Origin of the sequence: Caulobacter sp. BP25 (genome assembly GCF_002737755.1) — a bacterium.
Taxonomy (GTDB): domain Bacteria; phylum Pseudomonadota; class Alphaproteobacteria; order Caulobacterales; family Caulobacteraceae; genus Caulobacter.
Window position 1 is genome coordinate 83,988 of record NZ_PEGH01000020.1, and the last position, 17,159, is coordinate 101,146.

Annotated in this window: 17 protein-coding genes; 12 read left to right on the forward strand and 5 right to left on the reverse strand. The window is 65.4% G+C overall.

Annotation, left to right across the window (positions count from 1 at the left end):
* The first annotated feature begins 144 nt into the window (after positions 1 to 144).
* Positions 145 to 1,953, forward strand: coding sequence for a translation elongation factor 4 (gene lepA / locus CSW59_RS19350; RefSeq protein ID WP_099445604.1), 1,809 nt, complete (start codon positions 145 to 147; stop codon positions 1,951 to 1,953).
* Between the two features lie 207 nt (positions 1,954 to 2,160).
* Here the strand turns inward: lepA and CSW59_RS19355 are convergent, their stop codons facing one another.
* Positions 2,161 to 4,710 (reverse strand): ATP-binding protein, encoded by a 2,550-nt coding sequence (locus CSW59_RS19355; protein ID WP_161495075.1) that lies wholly within the window; start codon positions 4,708 to 4,710, stop codon positions 2,161 to 2,163.
* A 599-nt stretch (positions 4,711 to 5,309) separates the two neighbouring features.
* Between CSW59_RS19355 and CSW59_RS19360 the strand changes: the two genes are divergently transcribed.
* The 3 genes from CSW59_RS19360 to CSW59_RS19370 all read left to right on the forward strand — a co-directional run bounded on the left by CSW59_RS19360 (position 5,310) and on the right by CSW59_RS19370 (position 8,341).
* The gene (locus tag CSW59_RS19360; protein ID WP_099445606.1) at positions 5,310 to 6,473 is read left to right on the forward strand and encodes a DNA cytosine methyltransferase; all 1,164 of its coding nucleotides are present in this window, start codon (positions 5,310 to 5,312) and stop codon (positions 6,471 to 6,473) included.
* Positions 6,470 to 7,300, forward strand: a complete 831-nt coding sequence (locus CSW59_RS19365; RefSeq protein ID WP_099445607.1) for an Eco29kI family restriction endonuclease — start codon at positions 6,470 to 6,472, stop codon at positions 7,298 to 7,300. Before CSW59_RS19360 ends, CSW59_RS19365 begins: the two co-directional genes overlap by 4 nt.
* Before the next feature lie 102 nt (positions 7,301 to 7,402).
* A complete protein-coding gene (locus tag CSW59_RS19370; protein WP_099445608.1) occupies positions 7,403 to 8,341 on the forward strand; it encodes a hypothetical protein in 939 nt (312 codons plus the stop codon).
* Here CSW59_RS19370 and CSW59_RS19375 read toward each other — a convergent pair.
* From CSW59_RS19375 to CSW59_RS19385, 3 genes are all read right to left on the reverse strand, one after another.
* The gene (locus CSW59_RS19375) at positions 8,338 to 9,231 is read right to left on the reverse strand and encodes a hypothetical protein (protein WP_099445609.1); all 894 of its coding nucleotides are present in this window, start codon (positions 9,229 to 9,231) and stop codon (positions 8,338 to 8,340) included. The genes CSW59_RS19370 and CSW59_RS19375 overlap by 4 nt on opposite strands.
* A gap of 147 nt (positions 9,232 to 9,378) precedes the next feature.
* Positions 9,379 to 10,173: a protein NO VEIN domain-containing protein gene (locus CSW59_RS19380; protein ID WP_099445610.1), complete on the reverse strand. Its 795-nt coding sequence runs from the start codon at positions 10,171 to 10,173 to the stop codon at positions 9,379 to 9,381.
* A gap of 49 nt (positions 10,174 to 10,222) precedes the next feature.
* Positions 10,223 to 10,789 carry a hypothetical protein gene (locus CSW59_RS19385; protein ID WP_099445611.1) on the reverse strand — a complete coding sequence of 189 codons (567 nt, stop codon included), beginning with the start codon at positions 10,787 to 10,789 and terminating at the stop codon, positions 10,223 to 10,225.
* 63 nt (positions 10,790 to 10,852) lie between these two features.
* Between CSW59_RS19385 and CSW59_RS19390 the strand changes: the two genes are divergently transcribed.
* A complete protein-coding gene (locus CSW59_RS19390) occupies positions 10,853 to 11,032 on the forward strand; it encodes a hypothetical protein (RefSeq protein WP_099445612.1) in 180 nt (59 codons plus the stop codon).
* Positions 11,029 to 11,649 carry a glutathione S-transferase family protein gene (locus CSW59_RS19395; RefSeq protein ID WP_099445613.1) on the forward strand — a complete coding sequence of 207 codons (621 nt, stop codon included), beginning with the start codon at positions 11,029 to 11,031 and terminating at the stop codon, positions 11,647 to 11,649. The genes CSW59_RS19390 and CSW59_RS19395 overlap by 4 nt, the downstream gene beginning before the upstream one ends.
* Here the strand turns inward: CSW59_RS19395 and CSW59_RS19400 are convergent.
* Complete coding sequence (locus tag CSW59_RS19400) at positions 11,579 to 12,625, reverse strand: D-alanyl-D-alanine carboxypeptidase family protein (RefSeq protein ID WP_236632274.1); 1,047 nt, start codon at positions 12,623 to 12,625, stop codon at positions 11,579 to 11,581. The genes CSW59_RS19395 and CSW59_RS19400 overlap by 71 nt on opposite strands.
* 85 nt (positions 12,626 to 12,710) lie before the next feature.
* On the opposite strand from CSW59_RS19400, the gene CSW59_RS19405 reads away from it, so the two are divergent.
* From CSW59_RS19405 to CSW59_RS19430, 6 genes are all read left to right on the forward strand, one after another.
* On the forward strand, positions 12,711 to 13,784 hold the full coding sequence (locus CSW59_RS19405; RefSeq protein ID WP_099445615.1) for a L,D-transpeptidase: 1,074 nt from the start codon (positions 12,711 to 12,713) through the stop codon (positions 13,782 to 13,784).
* A 90-nt stretch (positions 13,785 to 13,874) separates the two neighbouring features.
* The gene (locus CSW59_RS19410; protein ID WP_099445616.1) at positions 13,875 to 14,459 is read left to right on the forward strand and encodes a beta/gamma crystallin-related protein; all 585 of its coding nucleotides are present in this window, start codon (positions 13,875 to 13,877) and stop codon (positions 14,457 to 14,459) included.
* A 90-nt stretch (positions 14,460 to 14,549) separates the two neighbouring features.
* Entirely contained in the window at positions 14,550 to 14,687 is a 138-nt protein-coding gene (locus CSW59_RS19415; protein WP_099445617.1) for an entericidin A/B family lipoprotein, read from the forward strand.
* A 285-nt stretch (positions 14,688 to 14,972) separates the two neighbouring features.
* Positions 14,973 to 15,365, forward strand: a complete 393-nt coding sequence (locus tag CSW59_RS19420; protein WP_099445618.1) for a DUF983 domain-containing protein — start codon at positions 14,973 to 14,975, stop codon at positions 15,363 to 15,365.
* 94 nt (positions 15,366 to 15,459) lie between these two features.
* A complete protein-coding gene (locus CSW59_RS19425; RefSeq protein ID WP_099445619.1) occupies positions 15,460 to 15,615 on the forward strand; it encodes a DUF3309 family protein in 156 nt (51 codons plus the stop codon).
* 60 nt (positions 15,616 to 15,675) lie between these two features.
* The gene (locus CSW59_RS19430) at positions 15,676 to 17,115 is read left to right on the forward strand and encodes an MFS transporter (RefSeq protein ID WP_099445797.1); all 1,440 of its coding nucleotides are present in this window, start codon (positions 15,676 to 15,678) and stop codon (positions 17,113 to 17,115) included.
* Positions 17,116 to 17,159 lie beyond the last annotated feature (44 nt).

Consider the following 17,159-nt stretch of genomic DNA (forward strand, 5'->3'; position numbering starts at 1 on the left):
CTCCAGGTCGGTTACTTTGCAACACTGTTGCAAGCCATTGAGACGGGTTTGCGGCCCCAAACTTAACGCGCGGTTAAGCATGACAGTTCGCCTCGCGACGCGCGCCCCCTCGCGAAGCGGGCCAAATGTGCTAGAGGCTGCGGCATGACTTCGACGCCCCTCGACCGGATCCGCAACTTCTCAATCGTTGCGCACATTGACCACGGCAAGTCCACGCTGTCCGACCGGCTGATCCAGACCACCGGCGGCCTCACCGCGCGCGAGATGAGCGCGCAGGTGCTGGACAACATGGACATCGAGAAGGAGCGCGGGATCACCATCAAGGCGCAGACCGTGCGCCTGACCTACAAGGCCAATGACGGCGAGACCTACATCCTCAACCTGATGGACACCCCCGGCCACGTCGACTTCGCCTACGAGGTCAGCCGCAGCCTGGCCGCCTGCGAAGGCTCGATCCTGGTCGTCGACGCCAGCCAGGGCGTGGAAGCCCAGACCCTGGCCAACGTCTACCAGGCCATCGACAACAACCACGAGATCGTCCCGGTCCTGAACAAGGTTGATTTGCCCGCCGCCGACGTCGACCGCGTCAAGGCCCAGATCGAGGACGTCATCGGCCTGGACGCCTCCGACGCCGTCGAGTGCTCGGCCAAGACCGGCATCGGCATCCCCGACGTGCTGGAAGCCATCGTCACCCGCCTGCCCCCGCCCAAGGGCGAGCGCGACGCCCCGCTCAAAGCCCTGCTGGTCGACGCCTGGTACGACGCCTACCTCGGCGTCGTCGTCCTGGTCCGCATCTTCAACGGCACGCTGAAGGCCGGCCAGCAGGTCCGCATGATGCAGACCGGCGCCACCCACCGCATCGACAAGGTCGGCGTCTTCACGCCCAAGGCCACCGACGTCGCGGAGCTTGGCCCCGGCGAGGTCGGCTTCTTCACCGCCAGCATCAAGGAAGTGGCCGACGCCGCCGTCGGCGACACCATCACCGACGAGAAGAAGCCCACCGCCGAAGCCCTCAAGGGCTTCAAGGAAGTGGTCCCGGTCGTGTTCTGCGGCCTCTTCCCGGTCGACGCCGCCGACTTCGAGGACCTGCGCGCCGCCGTCGGCAAGCTGCGCCTGAACGACGCCAGCTTCACCTACGAGATGGAGAGCAGCGCCGCCCTCGGCTTTGGCTTCCGCTGCGGGTTCCTGGGCCTGCTGCACCTGGAGATCATCCAGGAGCGCCTGTCGCGCGAGTTCGACCTTGATCTGATCGCGACCGCCCCGTCGGTCGTCTACAAGATCCACATGCGCAACGGCGAAGAGATCGAGCTGCACAATCCGGCCGACCTGCCGGACGTCATGCAGATCGAGAACATAGCCGAGCCGTGGATCAAGGCCACGATCTTCACACCCGACGAGTTCCTGGGCGGCGTGATCAAGCTGTGCCAGGACCGTCGCGGCCAGCAGCGCGAGCTGTCCTATGTCGGCAGCCGCGCCATGGTCGTCTACGACCTGCCGCTGAACGAGGTGGTGTTCGACTTCTATGATCGCCTGAAGTCGATCTCGAAGGGCTATGCCAGCTTCGACTACCAGCTAGACGACTACCGCGTCGGCGACCTGGTCAAGATGTCGATCCTGGTCAACGCCGAGCCCGTCGACGCCCTGTCGATGCTGGTCCACCGCGACCGCGCCGAGAGCCGCGGCCGGGGCATGTGCGAGAAGATGAAGGAGCTCATCCCCCAGCACATGTTCGTCATCCCGATCCAGGCCGCCATCGGCGGCCGCATCATCGCCCGCGAAACCGTCCGCGCCCTGCGCAAGGACGTGACCGCCAAGTGCTACGGCGGCGACGCCAGCCGCAAGCGCAAGCTGCTGGACAAGCAAAAGGCCGGCAAGAAGCGCATGCGCCAGTTCGGCAAGGTCGAGATTCCGCAGGAAGCCTTCATCGCCGCGCTGAAGATGGACGAGGATTGATCGGGGCGGTTAGCGCCGGATCGTAGAGTTGTGAGCGCCCCCGCCGGGAGACTGGCGGGGGCTTTGTTTGGGGCTTAGAGCTCTTAGCAACGCGAGCCTTAGTCCGATCACCCCGAAATAGAAGGAGGTGCCCTTGCCAACCAATAATGGCAATCACACCGGACGAACCAACCGCTCCGCTAATTCAAGGTTCCGACGCCAACATCATCAGCAAGTGCCAGGGCGCACTAACTTGAGGCTCCACCTTGTAGCGGGGGGTGAGTGAACATTGGCCTCAAAAATCTGAGAACTTTCGATCGAGACCAAGGGCTCTCCGCCCCACGCCGTATGCAGAAGCTTCAAGAGCGTCATCCAGGAAAGGCCATTGTCGCTGATGTCCGACAACAAGATATCGGAGCGCCCCTCCTTTGTGATTCTTCTCGCCAAATCCTCATCAATAAGTTTTGAATCTGCACCACTTATAACTATTACATCATTTTGAAGCGGAAGCTCGAAATAGGTTGGCCCCAGATCAGAGAAATTTAATATCTTGAAGCGGGCAGAATACTCCAGGTAAAGAGGAATTCTCACAATATTTAGCGAACCAACCATCGCCAAAGCAGATCCATATGCCGTGAACCCTTGGGAAGTAAAGCAATATGGTAGACTTCCCGGATCCCCTCCAGCCTGAACAATACGCTCACAGATCTTCAGAAGCTGCCCCTTTAAAAACTTATTCTGATCGATAAGCTGAGCCTGCCTCGTCGCCCAACCTGCGATGACAGCTTCCGGAATACTGGACATAGCTATCTGGCGCGACGCTTGGTCAGTAGTGCCATCAACGACGCCAACATACTCAGTGGAGATTCCGCGCCCATCTGCGTAGAGGAAGCCCCCGACACTTACAGCGCCCAGACCTCTGAATTGCCTCCGATATTCGCGCTGATCAACTTCAAGAACCAGTATGGCAGCACGACCATATCTCCTGCCATCTTCACCTTCCATGGGCGACATGAGGGCGGCGTGAGCGGCCTTCAGCATATTGCGCTCCCTTTCGGGAACATCAGCATAAACCTCATCTATAAATGTATGGGGATTCACTTCATATACGTTAGGATCATGAAGAAATGAAGCGCCACTTATCTTGTCATTATACTCAACCTTAACATCAAGCATCGAGATAAGGCGCAAAACAGCGTTCTCAAATTTTCTCTCGGAGTACCCTCTTAGAGGCGAATTCCTTACCTTTTGCGCAAACTTCTCGTCGACATTACTTATACGAACAGAAACTCTCGTACTAAAATCCTTCGGCAGCTCCCCCGGCCTTGCCGGCCGCAGGATAGGACGCGCGTTCAACGCCCTAAAATCCAACACCTTCGCGTCACTAACGGCCCCCTCGAAGTGCCTGCTGATGACTTTTACGATCTTCCCAAGCTCAAATATGGAGAAAAAGCCGATGCCGAATTTCCCTATAGGCACCATTCCGCTTCTTTGAAGACCAGGAAACTCTTCCCTAAGCAGTGACGAATTCCATATGGATTTTCCAAAATCTATGAGAGGCCCGCACAGAACACGCTCGGTCATCCCGATCCCGTTGTCGTCTACGTGCAACCAGCCACTCTCAGAACCAGGAGGATCAGGCTCGATAGTTACCCTAATGCTCCCCCAATCTCGTTCACGCCCCTCCAGCTTGCGCCTAGCGCGCACCGCATCCGCCGCATTCTGTAAGAGTTCGCGAACGGGCGCGAGCGTATCGCGACCGTAGAGGTGATGGCCACCTAGCGTTTCAGCCAAGTGCACCGGGTCCGAAACCTTCACCTCGGTATCTACCGGACGCCAACCATCAACACGTATATGCTTAGAAAGCGATCTCGGACTATCCGCCCCCAGAACTCGTGAGACAGAAAACGAGGGGAATCCGATATCTTCCAACATGGCATTCGAAGATCGTATTTCCCCATCGATCATTCTGATCAAATCATAAGTCAACCACCAGGCGTCTGCATCCTCCGGGCCGTAAGATTGACCAGAACTATATATAAGAACCCCGCCCCGCACGGCCGGCTTGTTGATCTTATTCTGCGCGCTCCAATGTGTGTCTGAGACACCAGACGGTCGCGTTGAAGCGTATAGAATTGAAGGCGCTCGACGACGATCTATGTGGGCGGCATCAGCACACCTCAACAAACAGGCAACTTTACGCTCACTCACCGACCATTCGGGCGGTAAAAATACAGGAGCCCCCACGTTATCGACCAACTCATCGACAATGCGCTCAATATCCCAATGATGGCTATAAGCTATCCGCCCTATAGTACCGCCCAGGGCCTGCCTCAATTCAAGATCTTCAATTAGATATACAAGATCACCACCCAAGCTCCATTTTGCCGTAGCCATCTTCTCAGCTTGAGATGCATGCAGCAGACGCAAGACCTCAAACTTGATTCTGGGCAATAGATCATTCGGAGGGGAATTTATTAGCTCCTCCGTTGGATCTATCCCGGCCTGCCTGATTGTGGCGGCGGCCACATCTCCCCACTCGGTAGTTTGCTTAATTTCGTTGAGCCCACCTGGAAACGCTGCCGCAGACATTCCAGCGTCGTGCAGCAGTATTGCCGCTCCAAGCACAAACGCCTCGGTTGGATTTAGATCATACTCCGGGCCGGCAATCGTACTTGCCATTTCCCAGAGCGCATCCAAGTGACTGACGTCATGAACAGTCAAATCTTTGCAGTCGGCGGGTATTGTCGTGATTAGCGAGGCGACCGCCTCCCTCATTCGCAGTAGACTCCCACGGAGCCGCTGGCGCGCCTCAGAGTGAGCACCATTTTCACAAGGCTCGAAAGCTGCAAGCCATAGCGACTGCTGGGTTATATCTGACATGTGCCCTATCAATCTGCGTGTGCCGATGCAGCATAGCTTTGCGGTTGGCATTGGCTAGTAGCTTACCCGCCTCGCTAGAAGCGTAGGGCGCAATCAATCATTACGGACGACGGCAACTCGGCCTAGCCGATCGCTACCTGCCGCTACAACGCTGGGAAAATGCAACGAAGAGAGAGCGCGAATTTAGCGGCTCCAGATTTGCCCATCGATTGCGGCCATCTCGCGAAGCCCGTACCCTCAACGATGGACTGGAATTACAGTGACAGTGCACCAATTCCCCTGCCCCACGTCCACGGCCCGATCCCCCCACACCTAGCGCCCCCGCCCAAATCACGGCACGAGTCCTAGCGCCTCAAGCTGGACGGGAGTCGCCCCCGCGATCTTCGCCAGCGGGCGGAACTGGAAGCCCTCGGCTGGCGGGCCCTCGTCCTTTGGGAATGCGGGCTCAAGGACGAGGCTTTTCTTGAGAACGAAATTAGAACATCCTGGTACTCATGAAGTCGATCGAACTGTTCGCGGGCGCCGGGGGACTGGGGATCGGTCTCTGCCGGGCGGGGTTCAAGCCGGCCAAGGTGGTCGAGTGGAACCGCTATTGCCGCGAGACCATCGCCGAGAACCGCGCCAGCAAGGCCTCGCCCATGGCCGGCTGGCCGCAGGTCGAGGGCGACGTGCGCCATGTCGACTTCCGGGGGCTTGAGGGCAAGGTTGATCTGGTCTCGGGCGGGCCGCCCTGCCAGCCGTTCTCGCTGGGCGGCAAGCACCGCGCCTACGACGACACCCGCGACATGTTCCCCCACGCAATCCGCGCGGTGCGCGAGACACGGCCCCGGGCCTTCGTGTTCGAGAACGTCAAGGGCCTGACCCGCGCCAGCTTCCGCAACTACTTCGAATATATCCGGCTGCAGTTGGAGCACCCGGAGGTCGTCGCCCGTCCGGACGAGGACTGGTCCGAGCACCTGTCGCGGCTGGAGGAGCATCACCTGCGCGGCGCGCGCGACGGCCTGGCCTATCGCGTGGTCGCCCGGGTGCTGAACGCTGCCGACTATGGCGTGCCGCAAAAGCGCGAGCGGGTGATCTTCGTGGGCTTTCGCGACGATCTGGACCTGGAATGGTCGTTCCCCACCGCCACCCACTCGGCCGAGGCCCTGCTGTGGGCGCAGTATCGCTCGGGCGATTATTGGGACGCGCACAAGGTGGCCAAGCGGGCCCGGCCGGACGCCTCCGACGCGCCCGCTCGCGCCCGCGCGCTGAAGGACAAGCCGACCGAGATCGCCTGGCGCACGGTGCGCGACGCGATCGCCGACCTGCCCGATCCCGAGTTCGAGCCCGACGCGGCGGCCAAGATCGCCTATCACCGCTTCCAGCCGGGCGCCCGGTCCTATCCCGGACACACCGGCAGCCCGCTGGACGAGCCCGCCAAGACCTTGAAGGCCGGCGTCCATGGCGTGCCCGGCGGGGAGAACATGCTGGCGCGGCCCGACGGCTCGGTGCGCTATTTCTCGGTGCGCGAGAGCGCGCGCCTGCAAACCTTCCCCGACAGCTTCATCTTCCACGGAGCCTGGAGCGAGGTGATGCGCCAACTGGGCAACGCCGTGCCGGTTCGCCTCGCGGAGGTGATTGGCAAGGACGTCGCGCGGAAGTTACGCTACGCGGCGTGAGCAAACCGATTTCCCTCGACCAAGAGATCGCCGGCCTGCGCGAGCGCGTCGCCGCGCTGACCAGCCTCGCCGATAGCGCGCCGTTCTCGCCCGCCTCGCGTCGCAAGGTCGATCACGAACTGCGGGTGGTCATCGAGACGCTGGAAGCGGCTCTGCGGCGGCTCGATCCGATCGCCATGCCGCGCTCGATCTTCGATCCCAGCAACCCCAAGGTCATCGGCCGCTTCACGGCCCTGGCGTTGGTGGCGCAGGACCGCATTCCCTTGAACGCCGTGGGGCAGTTCTATGGGTCCGGCGTCTATGCGATCTACTATCGTGGTCCCTACCCGCTCTACGCGTCGCTATCGGGTACGGAGACGCCGATCTATGTCGGCCAGGCCGCTCCTAGCAACCAGGGGGCGCACACCGCGCGGGACCAAGGCCCTCGGCTCGCCGTACGCTTGAACGAGCACCGAAAGAACATCGCCAAGGCCATCAGCACCTTGGATGTCGCGGACTTCGACGCCCGCTACCTCGTCGTTCAGTCGGGCTGGGAGACGGCGGCGGAAGACTACCTGATCCACCTGTTCAAGCCGATCTGGAACAACGAGACGAACCTGCTCTACGGCCTGGGCAAGCACGGCGACAGCGCCACCACGCGCGCCAATAAGCGTTCGCCTTGGGACACCCTGCATCCTGGCCGCGCCTGGGCCGCGAACTCGACGGAAGACGCCCGGCCTGTCGAACAGATCATCACGGATGTCACCGCGCACTTCGCCAGGCACGCGCCGTATCGCGAGCGCACGACGTTGCTGGAAGACTTCTTCGCGGAGCTGAGACAGGGCTAACCCCCACCTCTTCCCACACCTAACCCCCTGAAATCCCTCACCCCGACCCCGCTCTACGCCACGCTGCGTCCTCGGTGTCCGGGACGGCCGTATTCTAGGGGCATGAGCAGATCACATCCCAACGCCCGCCCCACCTGGTTCCGCCTCTCGGAGGACTCGTGGGCCAAGATCGCCGATGAGTACAAGAACGGCGCGACCGCCGACGAGTTGTCGGCCAAGTGGAAGGTCGCGGCCCGCACGGTCTATCGCCGGGCGGGCCAGCACGGCTGGACCAAGAAGGCGCACGGCGACGCGGTGGCGCGCGAGCACGCCGCGGCCTTCGAGGCGCAGGCCGAAGCCGCGCGGCGGGCGGCGCTGGGCGGCGCGGGGCCCCTGCCCGGCGAGCTTTGGCCGACCGGCGACGAAGACGCCGACGGATCGGGCCCGACGCCCCCGCCCCTATCGACCGATCCGTCGGACCTGAAGGCCGCGACCCTGGCGCGGCTGGCGGCGGCGATCCGCGAGGGGCGCGACCAGGAGGCCCTGCGGCTGACGACGCTGGTCGACAAGCTCGGCAAGCTGAGCGCGTCCGGCGAGACCGGGCGGGAGGCGTTCGACGACGACTACGACCCCGAGCGGGCGCGGCTGATGCTGACCGGCTTCGTCGACTGGCGGCCGACGCGAGCCCATGTCGAGCACGAGACCGCCTACATGTTCCGCACGATCTTCCTGCTCGCCCTGTTCATGCTGGAGAAGCCCGAGAGCGTGCCGGGCCTGTTCAAGCGGCGGGTGATGCGCTTCCGCCGCGACTATCTCGGCGAGGACGATCCCGAGGCGCTGGAGGCGGCCGAGGAGCTGACCGACTATCTGCTGGCCGGGTACGATCAGCTGTTCATGGACTTCACGGAAGACGAGCCGCGTCCGGCCCGCAAGCTGCCGTGCCGGACCTGGCCGCCGCCGCGTCCGCCCTATCCCTCGCGCAAGGCTCTGGCCAAGGAGGCCACGCCCCTGCCGCCGGCCGAGCCTCGGCCCGGGGCTGTGCTATATGGGCGGCGGCGCTAGGGGCGGCCGCCTTGGGCCAGGTACTGCGCCTCCCACCAGCCTAGCAGGTTCTGTTCGCCCATGGCCGCGAAGAAGCGCATCAGGACCTGGGCGTGGCGTTCGGAGAAGGCGCGCCAGCGGGGCTCCTCCATCAGTTCGGGGGTGATCAGGTAGCCGCGCCCGACCTTCTGGCACAGGCCGTTGTCGGTGATGCGCAGGGCGTTGCGGCGGACGCTCTCGAACGGCAGGCCAAGGGCGCGGGCGACGGCCGAGGCCGAGACGGGCTTGCCTGCGGTTGTCGCCAGACTGCCGTCGAGGATCGCAAACAGCATGACGACGCTGAACGGATCGCCGACCATGGGCAGCAGGGCCTCGATCAGGCGCAGGAAGTGGTTGGTCCACAGCCGCATCATCAGGCGCAGCGGCGGCGGCTGGTCCGGCGGCGCGGGCTCGACCGGGGCCAGGGCGCCGGCGCGGCGCAGGTTGGCGTAGAAGCCGGTGAACAGCGCCCAGCTGTCGATCGCCGTCTGCAGCGCGTGGGGCGAATAGGTAAAGGCCTGGGGCATGATCACGCCCTCGTCGCGCATGACCAGGATACCGGCCTCGACCAGGCTGGCGACCCGGCGGCGCGCGGTCTCCTGCGGCACGCCCAGCGAGACCGCGATCGAGCGGACGCGGGCGGGGCGGCGCATCTCGTCGGGCGGCGAGGCCTCCAGCCCGGCATAGGTCTTCTGGAACTCGGGATCGCGGGCCATGGGGGCCAGGTTGGCCTGGGCGATGGCCAGCATCAGCAGAACGTCGATCGCCGAGCGGTGCCCCTGCTTACGGAAGCCATTTGGAATTAACTGGGCCGAGAAGGCCAGGCACAGTCCTTCGCAGGTCCTGTCCACCGTCACGGTCGATGTGGTCATGATCTCGAAATCCCAGGACGGAGTCCGGGACCTGCCCCAATGCTTGGCCCCCTCCCCCAATCCTTATTATGCGCCCCACCGTGGTCTAGTGCGCGCGCTGGGCGGAGGCAAATCACATCTTGGGGGTTCTGGCGCGGCGCGGGCGCGTTACTCGAACGGCGGCTTGAGCCGGAAGAAGCGCGCTTCGCCCAGCAGGTCGTAGACGCGCCGCACACGGAAGGCTTCGGGGCGGGCGCGGGCCAGGGCCAACTCGGCCTCGGTCAGGCCGAACGGCGCGACCTCGGCGCCCAGGCTGGTCTTGACGGCCAGCAGGCGCGGGGCGGCCTCCAGGTCGAAGCTGATGACGTCGCAGCCCTCGGGGTCGCCTGCGCGGGCCAGGCGGACCTGGTGGGCCAGGTCGTAGCGGCCGTGGTCGGTCAGGCGGCGGGCCTCGTGGGCGACGATGCTGGCCGCGCCCAGGCCGGGCAGGAACCGATCCTCGGCGGCGCGCGCAGCCAGGTCGAAGCGCTGGATGATCCGGGCCAGGGTTGCGTCGGGCGGCAGGGGCTGGGGCGGCGCGGCCTCCAGCAGCGGGACGGCCGGCGGGGCGGCGAACAGGGCGTCGGGACGAACGGCGGCGGCCAGCAGGGCCGGCTTGGCCAGCAGGGCGTCCTCGACGGCGGTCAGCAGCGCGGGATCATAGGTCCAGCGCGGCGGCGGGTCCTTCAGCACCGGCAGGCCGATCAGGGAGAGCACGGCGGTGATCTCGCCCTGCTTGGCCGTCACGGGCATGCCGGACTTGCCGGTGACGAAGCGGACCGTGCGGTCGTGGGTGGCGCGATCGACCGGCTTGCCGGCCAGGGTCTTCTCCAGCTGGGTCAGGTAGTCGCCGACGACGACGGCGAGCTCGGCCCCCGTCCACTCGCGCCCGATGGCCTCCCGTTCCGTCGAATCCCCCGTCATCGGACAATCCTGCGCCAGCGCGGCTTCCGGCGCCAGACGCTTGAGCGGTTCAGCGCCCGCCGGCCGCGTTGCCGGCCGAGGCGCGCGGGGCCTCCTGCACCGGGGTCTGGTCGGCCTGCAGCCCGCCCAGCTCCATGGCGCGGCGCAGGGTGGTGACCGGCGCGCCGTTGTCGACCTTGAAGGTCAGGCTGGCGGTCTGCGCGGGGTTCTCGCCGAGATTGGAAAAGCCGCCAGCCCGCTCGGCGTTAAAGGTCACGCCATAGGTGCGGCCAGCCAGCACGCGGCACAGCAGGACGAAGGTCTTCTGGTCGGACAGCAGCCGCGGGGTCTTCACGCAGTCCATCGGCTCGGCGCCGGACGCGGGGGCGTAGTTCCAGGCGGCGGGCGACATCTGCTGGTCGAAGGTCGCCTTCAGGATCAGCACGCCCGGCGCGACGCTCTGATCCTGGGCCGGATAGGTCGAGACCAGCTTGGGAGGCAAGGTCGGCGGCAGGATCAGCACCGGCGAGACCGCGTTGGGCGCCTCGCCGACCGGCTTCTGGGCCTGAGCGCGGACACTCGTTCCGCAGAGGGCCAGACAGAGGACAATCAGGGGAACACGGGGGCTGCGCGACATGTTTCCAGATTGGCTGGCAAGCGCGGCCTTCTCAAGGCGCCAATCGAGGCCTAAACCGCGTGCATGACCGACAAAACCGACGCTGCCCCGCCCGAGGGCGAAACGCCGATGCAGCGCGCCCTGCGCCTGAAGAAGGCCGCTCAGGGCCGCCATGGCCACGGCCCCAAGGCCTCCAGCGGCAAGGTGGAGCGCGCCAGCGCCGCCGCCCCCACCGGCAAGTCCAAGCCCTGGATGACCCGGTGACAATCCCCAAGGTCCTCGGCCGGACCTCGTCCATCAACGTCCGCAAGGTCCTTTGGACCCTGGAGGAACTGGACCTGGCCTACGAGCGCGAGGACTGGGGCGCGGGGTTCGCCTCGACGAAGGACCCGACCTTTCTGACGATGAATCCCAACGCGCTCGTGCCGGTGCTGGTCGACGAGCACGGCGCGCTTTGGGAGAGCAACACCATCTGCCGCTATCTCGCGACCGGTACGCCGCTGCTGCCGGAGAACCGGCGGGCGCGTGCGATCGTCGAGCAATGGATGGACTGGCAAGCCACCGAGCTGAACACCGCCTGGCGCCACGCGTTCGCGGGCTTGGTGCGCAAGGCCCCGGGCTTCGACGATCCGGCCCAGATCGCCGCCAGCGTCGAGGCCTGGAACAACGCCATGGGCCTGCTGGACGCGCGCCTGATCGACACCGGCGCCTATGTGGCGGGCGAGGCCTTCACCCTGGCCGACGTCGTGCTGGGCCTGTCCACGCATCGCTGGCTACACAGCCCGATTGAGCGCGTGGAATGGCCCGCCGTCACCGCCTACTACGCGCGCCTGAAGCAGCGTCCGGCGTTCGCGCCGTGGAGCCTTCCGCAGGTTCCGTGAGCCGCTCCGCGCCGTCCTGGGAAAGGCTGGCGATCGGCGTCCCGGGCAGCAACGGCTCGCCGGTCCACTCCCAGTGCCAGGGCTCGTAGACGTAGTTGACGAAGCCAAAGCGCCCCGCGTTCCAGACCATCCAGCGATAGAGCGGCGAGCGCGCCATCGCCAAGCGGTTGGCGTCGGCCGATGAGTCCGGGCCAAAACCGGGCGCGGTGTCGATGAAGAGGTCGACGGCCAGTCCCGTGCGATGGGCCGAGCAGATCGTGCGGGTCAGCCCCTGGCAGTTGCGGTCGCGCGCGCAGCGCTGGGCGTCGGCGTCCGGGGCGCGGAAGCCGGAATAGATTCTCAGGGCCTCGGGCCGATGCAGCACGCCGGCGGCGCGCGCCTCGGCGGCCATCCAGCGATAGGCCTCCAGCGCGGCAGGCCGCAGCTGGATCGTCTTGCCGCCATGGCCCTCCTCTGGTCGGGCCATCGCCAGGGCGTCCTCGGCCGGCGCGCCGGGACAGATCCCATCTCGGTTCAAGCGTACGAAGGGGCGCGACAGATGCCAGCGCGGCAGCATCGCGGCGAAGGTCGCCGCGTCCATCACCCCCGTGCGCGGCAGGCGGTTCGCCGCCTGCCAGCGGGCCAGGGCGGCGGCGAAGCCGTCGGAGCCCGCCGCGCAGCTTGTGCCCAGCTCGGCGGCGATGCGGAGCGCGTAGATTTCCCACCCGATCTCGGGCTTGCCGAACGGCGCCCAGGCCAGGGTCGAGAGCGAAGCGGCGTTGGCGGCCGCCGCGCCAGGCGCCCCCGCCTCACGTCCCACGCAGAGCGCCGGCGCGGCGACCAGAGGCGGTGCGATCTCGGCGACGGTCGGAGCCTCCGGCGCGCCATTTGGCCCGCGCCGTTCGGATCGCTCTCCTCCGGAAGGCCAGACAACCCACAGCCAGAAGGCGCCGATCGCCAGGACCAGGACGCCCAATCCCCACAGCAGAAGACGCAACGGCCTCAACTCCAGCCTCGCAATTGGTGGAACTTCGCCATGGCTCAAGCCTTGAGACGGTGAAGTCGTTCCCCCTGGAGTTTTCATGACCGGTCTGGTTTCCCGTTTCGCCCTCGTCGCCGTCCTCTCGCTCAGCGCTTGCGACAACAAGCCACCGGCCAACCCCGCCAACACCGTCCAGAAGGCTCCCGGCCCGGTCGTCGCCGTCCCGCCCGTCTCGGCGGCGTCGTCGGCGTTGGGACAAGCGATCAACGCCGCCGCGCTCGATCCCACGGCAACCGATCCGCAGGCTCGGCGCAACGCCCTGATCCGCGTCCAGACCCTGCTCGACCGCGCGCACTTCTCGCCCGGCGTCATCGACGGCCGCGATGGCGGGAACCTGACCCTGGCGATCCGGGCCTTCCAGAAAGCCCATGACATGACGGTCGACGGCGAGGTCGGCCAGCCGTTGCTCGACGCCTTGATCACGGCCGATAGCGGCCCGGTGCTGGTCGACTATACGATCACCCAGAGCGACGTGGCGGGCCCCTTTATGCCGCCGATCCCCAAGGGCGACTACGAGGCGATGGCCCGTGAGCCGGCCATGAACTACCACGACGTCGTCGAGATGCTGGCCGAACGGTTCCACATGGACGAAGCCCTGCTGCGCGCGCTGAACCTGGGCGTCGATTTCAACCAAGTCGGAGCCGCCATCGCCGTCACCGCCTCCGGTCCTGACACCCTTGCCGCCAAGGTCGACAGGATCGAGATCGACAAGACCCTCGGGCAGGTCCGGGCCTTCGACCAGTCAGGCGCGCAACTCGCGGTCTATCCGGCCACGGTGGGCAGCACCGAGCGTCCCGCCCCCTCAGGCGAATGGGCGGTTCGCACCCTGGCCCCGCGACCGACCTACACCTACGATCCCTCGCGCCTGACCTTCGGCAAGCCCAAGTCCAAACTGACTATTCAGGCCGGCCCGAACAATCCGGTCGGCTCGACCTGGATCGACCTGACCAAGGACACCTACGGCATCCACGGCACGCCGGATCCCAAGCTAGTGAACAAGCGCGCCTCGCATGGGTGCGTGCGGCTGACCAACTGGGATGCGGTCGAACTGGGCTCGGCGGTAAACAAAGGCGCGAAGGTCGTCTTCATGGGCGCCGAGGCGCGGACCGGCTAAACACGGGCGAGCTTCAGTGTTCAGGCTGCGTTCAGCCGGCAAGCTGCCTAGTCGCCTCGACAAGCCGCTCAAAGCTTGGGGGAAACAACGATGTTCAAGACGCTCAGCCTGACCGCCCTTTCCGCCGCCGCCCTGATGGCCGGCTGGAGCGGCGCCGCCAGCGCCCAGGCGCCCGGCTGGGACGGCCGCTACGAAGAACCGCCGCGCGGCGCCTACACGCGCTCGTGCCGCGAAATCACCGCGTTCGACGGAAGGGTCTGGGCGCGTTGCCAGAACGATCGGGGCGGCTGGGAGTGGAGCAGCGCCCGGTTCCGCGATTGCGGCGGCCAGGGCCTTGAGAACCGAGATGGACGCCTGCAATGCGCTGGCTTCGTCGGCCCTGGGCCACTCCCCGGTCCTGGCCCCGGCCGCCCGCCGGGCGGCTGGCGCGCTGACGCGGTGCTGTTCGAGCACGCCGGCTATGACGGTCGCGTCTACGAGGTGCGCGGCGACATGCCCGACCTGGATCAGGCCCGCTTCAACGACCGAACCTCGTCGATCAAGATCCAGCGCGGCGCCTGGGAAGTCTGCGAGGACGCCTACTACCGGGGTCGCTGCACCGTGATCGACCGCGACCAGGGCGTGCTGCCGCGCGACTGGAACGACCGGATCAGCTCGATCCGCCGCGTTCGCTAACCGCCTTACACCACCGTGGGTCGCGCCCTCTTGAAGGCCGTCGCGGCCCACGGTTAAGGTCCCGCGCCTCGAGAGAAGTGGAGCTTAACCATGCGCAAGATCATCATCCTGGCCGCCGCTTCGGCCGCTCTGCTGGTCTCGGCCTGCAACACCATCGAAGGGGCTGGTCGCGACATCTCGGCCGCTGGCCGGGCTGTCAGCAACACCGCAAAAGAGGTCAAAAACTGATTGGTTGGGTCGCAGCGCTCACGCGCCAAGCCCGCCACTTTAGGGCAAATACTGCGAAACACTGGGCATGCCGAGCAAAATAGACAAACTTAGCGACTAAAAATAAACGACACGAATATTACATCCATTAACCACAGCCTAATTCAACAACCTCAAGCCGCCCGAAAACCAAGCGATTTCTGGCATCTTTGCGGCGAAGAAGTACGGAATACTTCTTCCGGATCGGGACAAATCGTCGCCGTGCGACCCCGGGTCGCCCTTTTCTTACAAGGCCAGGAAGCGCATATGGACGCCATGTCCGAGACCCGCACCGCCTCCCCGCTGCTGACCGGCCTCAAGCGCGGCCTGCTGCACCGTTGCCCCAACTGTGGCGACGGCCGCCTGTACATGCGCTATCTGAAGGTTGATCCTGAGTGCGAAGCCTGCGGGCACGAGCTGGGCGCCTATCCAGCCGACGACGGTCCGGCCTATTTCACGATCCTGCTGATCGGACACCTGTTCGTGGCCCCGCTGCTGTTCTTCCCGTGGATCTGGGAAGCGCCGCCGGCGATCGTCGCGCCGCTGACCCTGATCCCGCTGGCTGTCCTGACCCTGCTGCTTCTGCCCCGCGTGAAAGGCGGCGTCATCGGCGCTCTATGGGCGATCCGCCTGCGCAAGGCCGAAGACACGCCGAGCTAATCTCCGGAACCGACCTGCGCCGTCGCGTATTCCCAAGACCTGGTCCCAGCGTCGCCGTGGTGGCGGACACGGGAGCGGAGGGAAACCACGGACCATGCTCGGCACGATCCTCATCATCATCCTGATCCTGGCCCTGATCGGCGCGCTGCCCACCTGGGGTCACAGCCGCTCCTGGGGCTACTATCCCTCCGGTGGCCTTGGCCTGATCCTCGTGATCCTCGTCATCCTCGTTCTGATGGGCCGCATCTAGCCGGCTTGCCCTAGACCGGCGTTCGCCTAATCTCCCCCTCGACAAGAGGGGGAGATGACCATGACGGCGAGCGCTGAAGCGCCGAGCGCGCGGCTTACGCCGACCGCCCGAGCCCGGGCCATTCTGGGAGGCTCGGCCGGCAATCTCGTCGAATGGTACGACTGGTTCGCCTACGCCGCCTTCACCCTCTATTTCGCGCCCGCCTTCTTCCCGAAAGGCGACCAGACCGTGCAGCTGCTCCAGGCGGCAGCGGTCTTTTTCCTGGGCTTCGTCGCGCGTCCGATCGGCGCCTGGGTGATGGGGATCTATGCCGACCACGCGGGCCGCCGAGCCGCGCTGTCGGTCTCGGTCGCCTTGATGTGCGCGGGCGCGCTGATCATCGCCATCACACCCGGCTACGCCGCGATCGGCCTCTGGGCGCCGGCGATCCTGCTGTTCGCCCGCGTGCTGCAGGGCCTGTCGGTCGGCGGCGAGTATGGCGCCAGCGCCACCTATATGAGCGAGATGGCCGGCAAGGCGCGGCGCGGCTTCTGGTCCAGCTTCCACTATGTGACCCTGATCGCCGGCCAGCTTCTGGCCTTGGGCGTGCTGATCGTCCTGCAGCGACTGATGCCAGAAGAGGCGTTGAAGGCCTGGGGCTGGCGCATCCCCTTCGTGATCGGGGCCCTGCTGGCCGTGGTGGTGTTCTGGATCCGCCGAGGCCTCGACGAGAGCATCTCGTTCAAAAGCGCCGGCCCGCGCGAGAACTTGTCACGGCGTCAGGTCGGCGTCGCCGGGACGCTCCTGGCCCTGACCGTGATCGCGGGCGTCGTGGGCTTGACCAATGGCTCGCTGGCTCGCCCCGGACAGATCCTGGGCGCGGTGTTCCTGTTGCTGTTCTTCATCTCGCTGATCGTGCCGCTGGTGCGCCTGCACCCGCGCGAGAGCCTGCTGATCATGGGCCTGACGGCGGGCGGCTCGCTGACCTTCTATGTCTACACGACCTACATGCAGAAGTTCCTGGTCAACACGGCGGGCTTCTCCAAGGGTCAGGCGTCCGAGATCAGCGCCATCAGCCTGATCGGTTTTCTGCTGGCCCAACCGCTCGCGGGGTGGCTGTCGGACAAGGTGGGGCGCAAACCGATGCTGATCGCGGCCTTTGGCGGCGGCGCCCTGACCATCTGGCCGATCATGACCGGGATCTCCCAGGCGACCACGGTGACGGGCGCCCTGTCGCTGATCCTGGTCGGGGTGGCGATCCAGTCCTGCTACACCTCGATCAGCGCCGTGGTGAAGGCCGAGCTGTTTCCCGCCCACATCCGCGCTCTTGGGGTCGCCCTGCCCTACGCCCTGGCCAACGTGCTGTTCGGCGGCACGGCCGAGATGGTCGCGCTGGCCTTCAAGCACGAAGGTCTCGAGAGCACCTTCTATGTCTATGTCGCGGGCGTCATGACCCTGGGTCTGATCTGCGCGATCATCCTGAAGGATACCGGCCGACACAGCCTTATCCACGAAGACTGAGGCAAGTTCCCTCGAACCCCGTTTTCCGACTCTCCGCGCCCGTC

What these genes read in the sequence shown, in the direction of transcription:
- CSW59_RS19425 (WP_099445619.1), top strand. Translation starts at nt 15,460, where the DNA reads ATGCTCGGCACGATCCTCATCATCATCCTGATCCTGGCCCTGATCGGC.
- CSW59_RS19430 (WP_099445797.1), top strand. Translation starts at nt 15,676, where the DNA reads ATGACGGCGAGCGCTGAAGCGCCGAGCGCGCGGCTTACGCCGACCGCC.
- CSW59_RS19420 (WP_099445618.1), top strand. Translation starts at nt 14,973, where the DNA reads ATGGACGCCATGTCCGAGACCCGCACCGCCTCCCCGCTGCTGACCGGC.
- CSW59_RS19360 (WP_099445606.1), top strand. Translation starts at nt 5,310, where the DNA reads ATGAAGTCGATCGAACTGTTCGCGGGCGCCGGGGGACTGGGGATCGGT.
- CSW59_RS19405 (WP_099445615.1), top strand. Translation starts at nt 12,711, where the DNA reads ATGACCGGTCTGGTTTCCCGTTTCGCCCTCGTCGCCGTCCTCTCGCTC.
- CSW59_RS19390 (WP_099445612.1), top strand. Translation starts at nt 10,853, where the DNA reads ATGACCGACAAAACCGACGCTGCCCCGCCCGAGGGCGAAACGCCGATG.
- CSW59_RS19410 (WP_099445616.1), top strand. Translation starts at nt 13,875, where the DNA reads ATGTTCAAGACGCTCAGCCTGACCGCCCTTTCCGCCGCCGCCCTGATG.
- CSW59_RS19385 (WP_099445611.1), bottom strand. Translation starts at nt 10,789, where the DNA reads ATGTCGCGCAGCCCCCGTGTTCCCCTGATTGTCCTCTGTCTGGCCCTC.
- CSW59_RS19380 (WP_099445610.1), bottom strand. Translation starts at nt 10,173, where the DNA reads ATGACGGGGGATTCGACGGAACGGGAGGCCATCGGGCGCGAGTGGACG.
- CSW59_RS19375 (WP_099445609.1), bottom strand. Translation starts at nt 9,231, where the DNA reads ATGACCACATCGACCGTGACGGTGGACAGGACCTGCGAAGGACTGTGC.
- CSW59_RS19370 (WP_099445608.1), top strand. Translation starts at nt 7,403, where the DNA reads ATGAGCAGATCACATCCCAACGCCCGCCCCACCTGGTTCCGCCTCTCG.
- CSW59_RS19355 (WP_161495075.1), bottom strand. Translation starts at nt 4,710, where the DNA reads ATGAGGGAGGCGGTCGCCTCGCTAATCACGACAATACCCGCCGACTGC.
- CSW59_RS19415 (WP_099445617.1), top strand. Translation starts at nt 14,550, where the DNA reads ATGCGCAAGATCATCATCCTGGCCGCCGCTTCGGCCGCTCTGCTGGTC.
- lepA (WP_099445604.1), top strand. Translation starts at nt 145, where the DNA reads ATGACTTCGACGCCCCTCGACCGGATCCGCAACTTCTCAATCGTTGCG.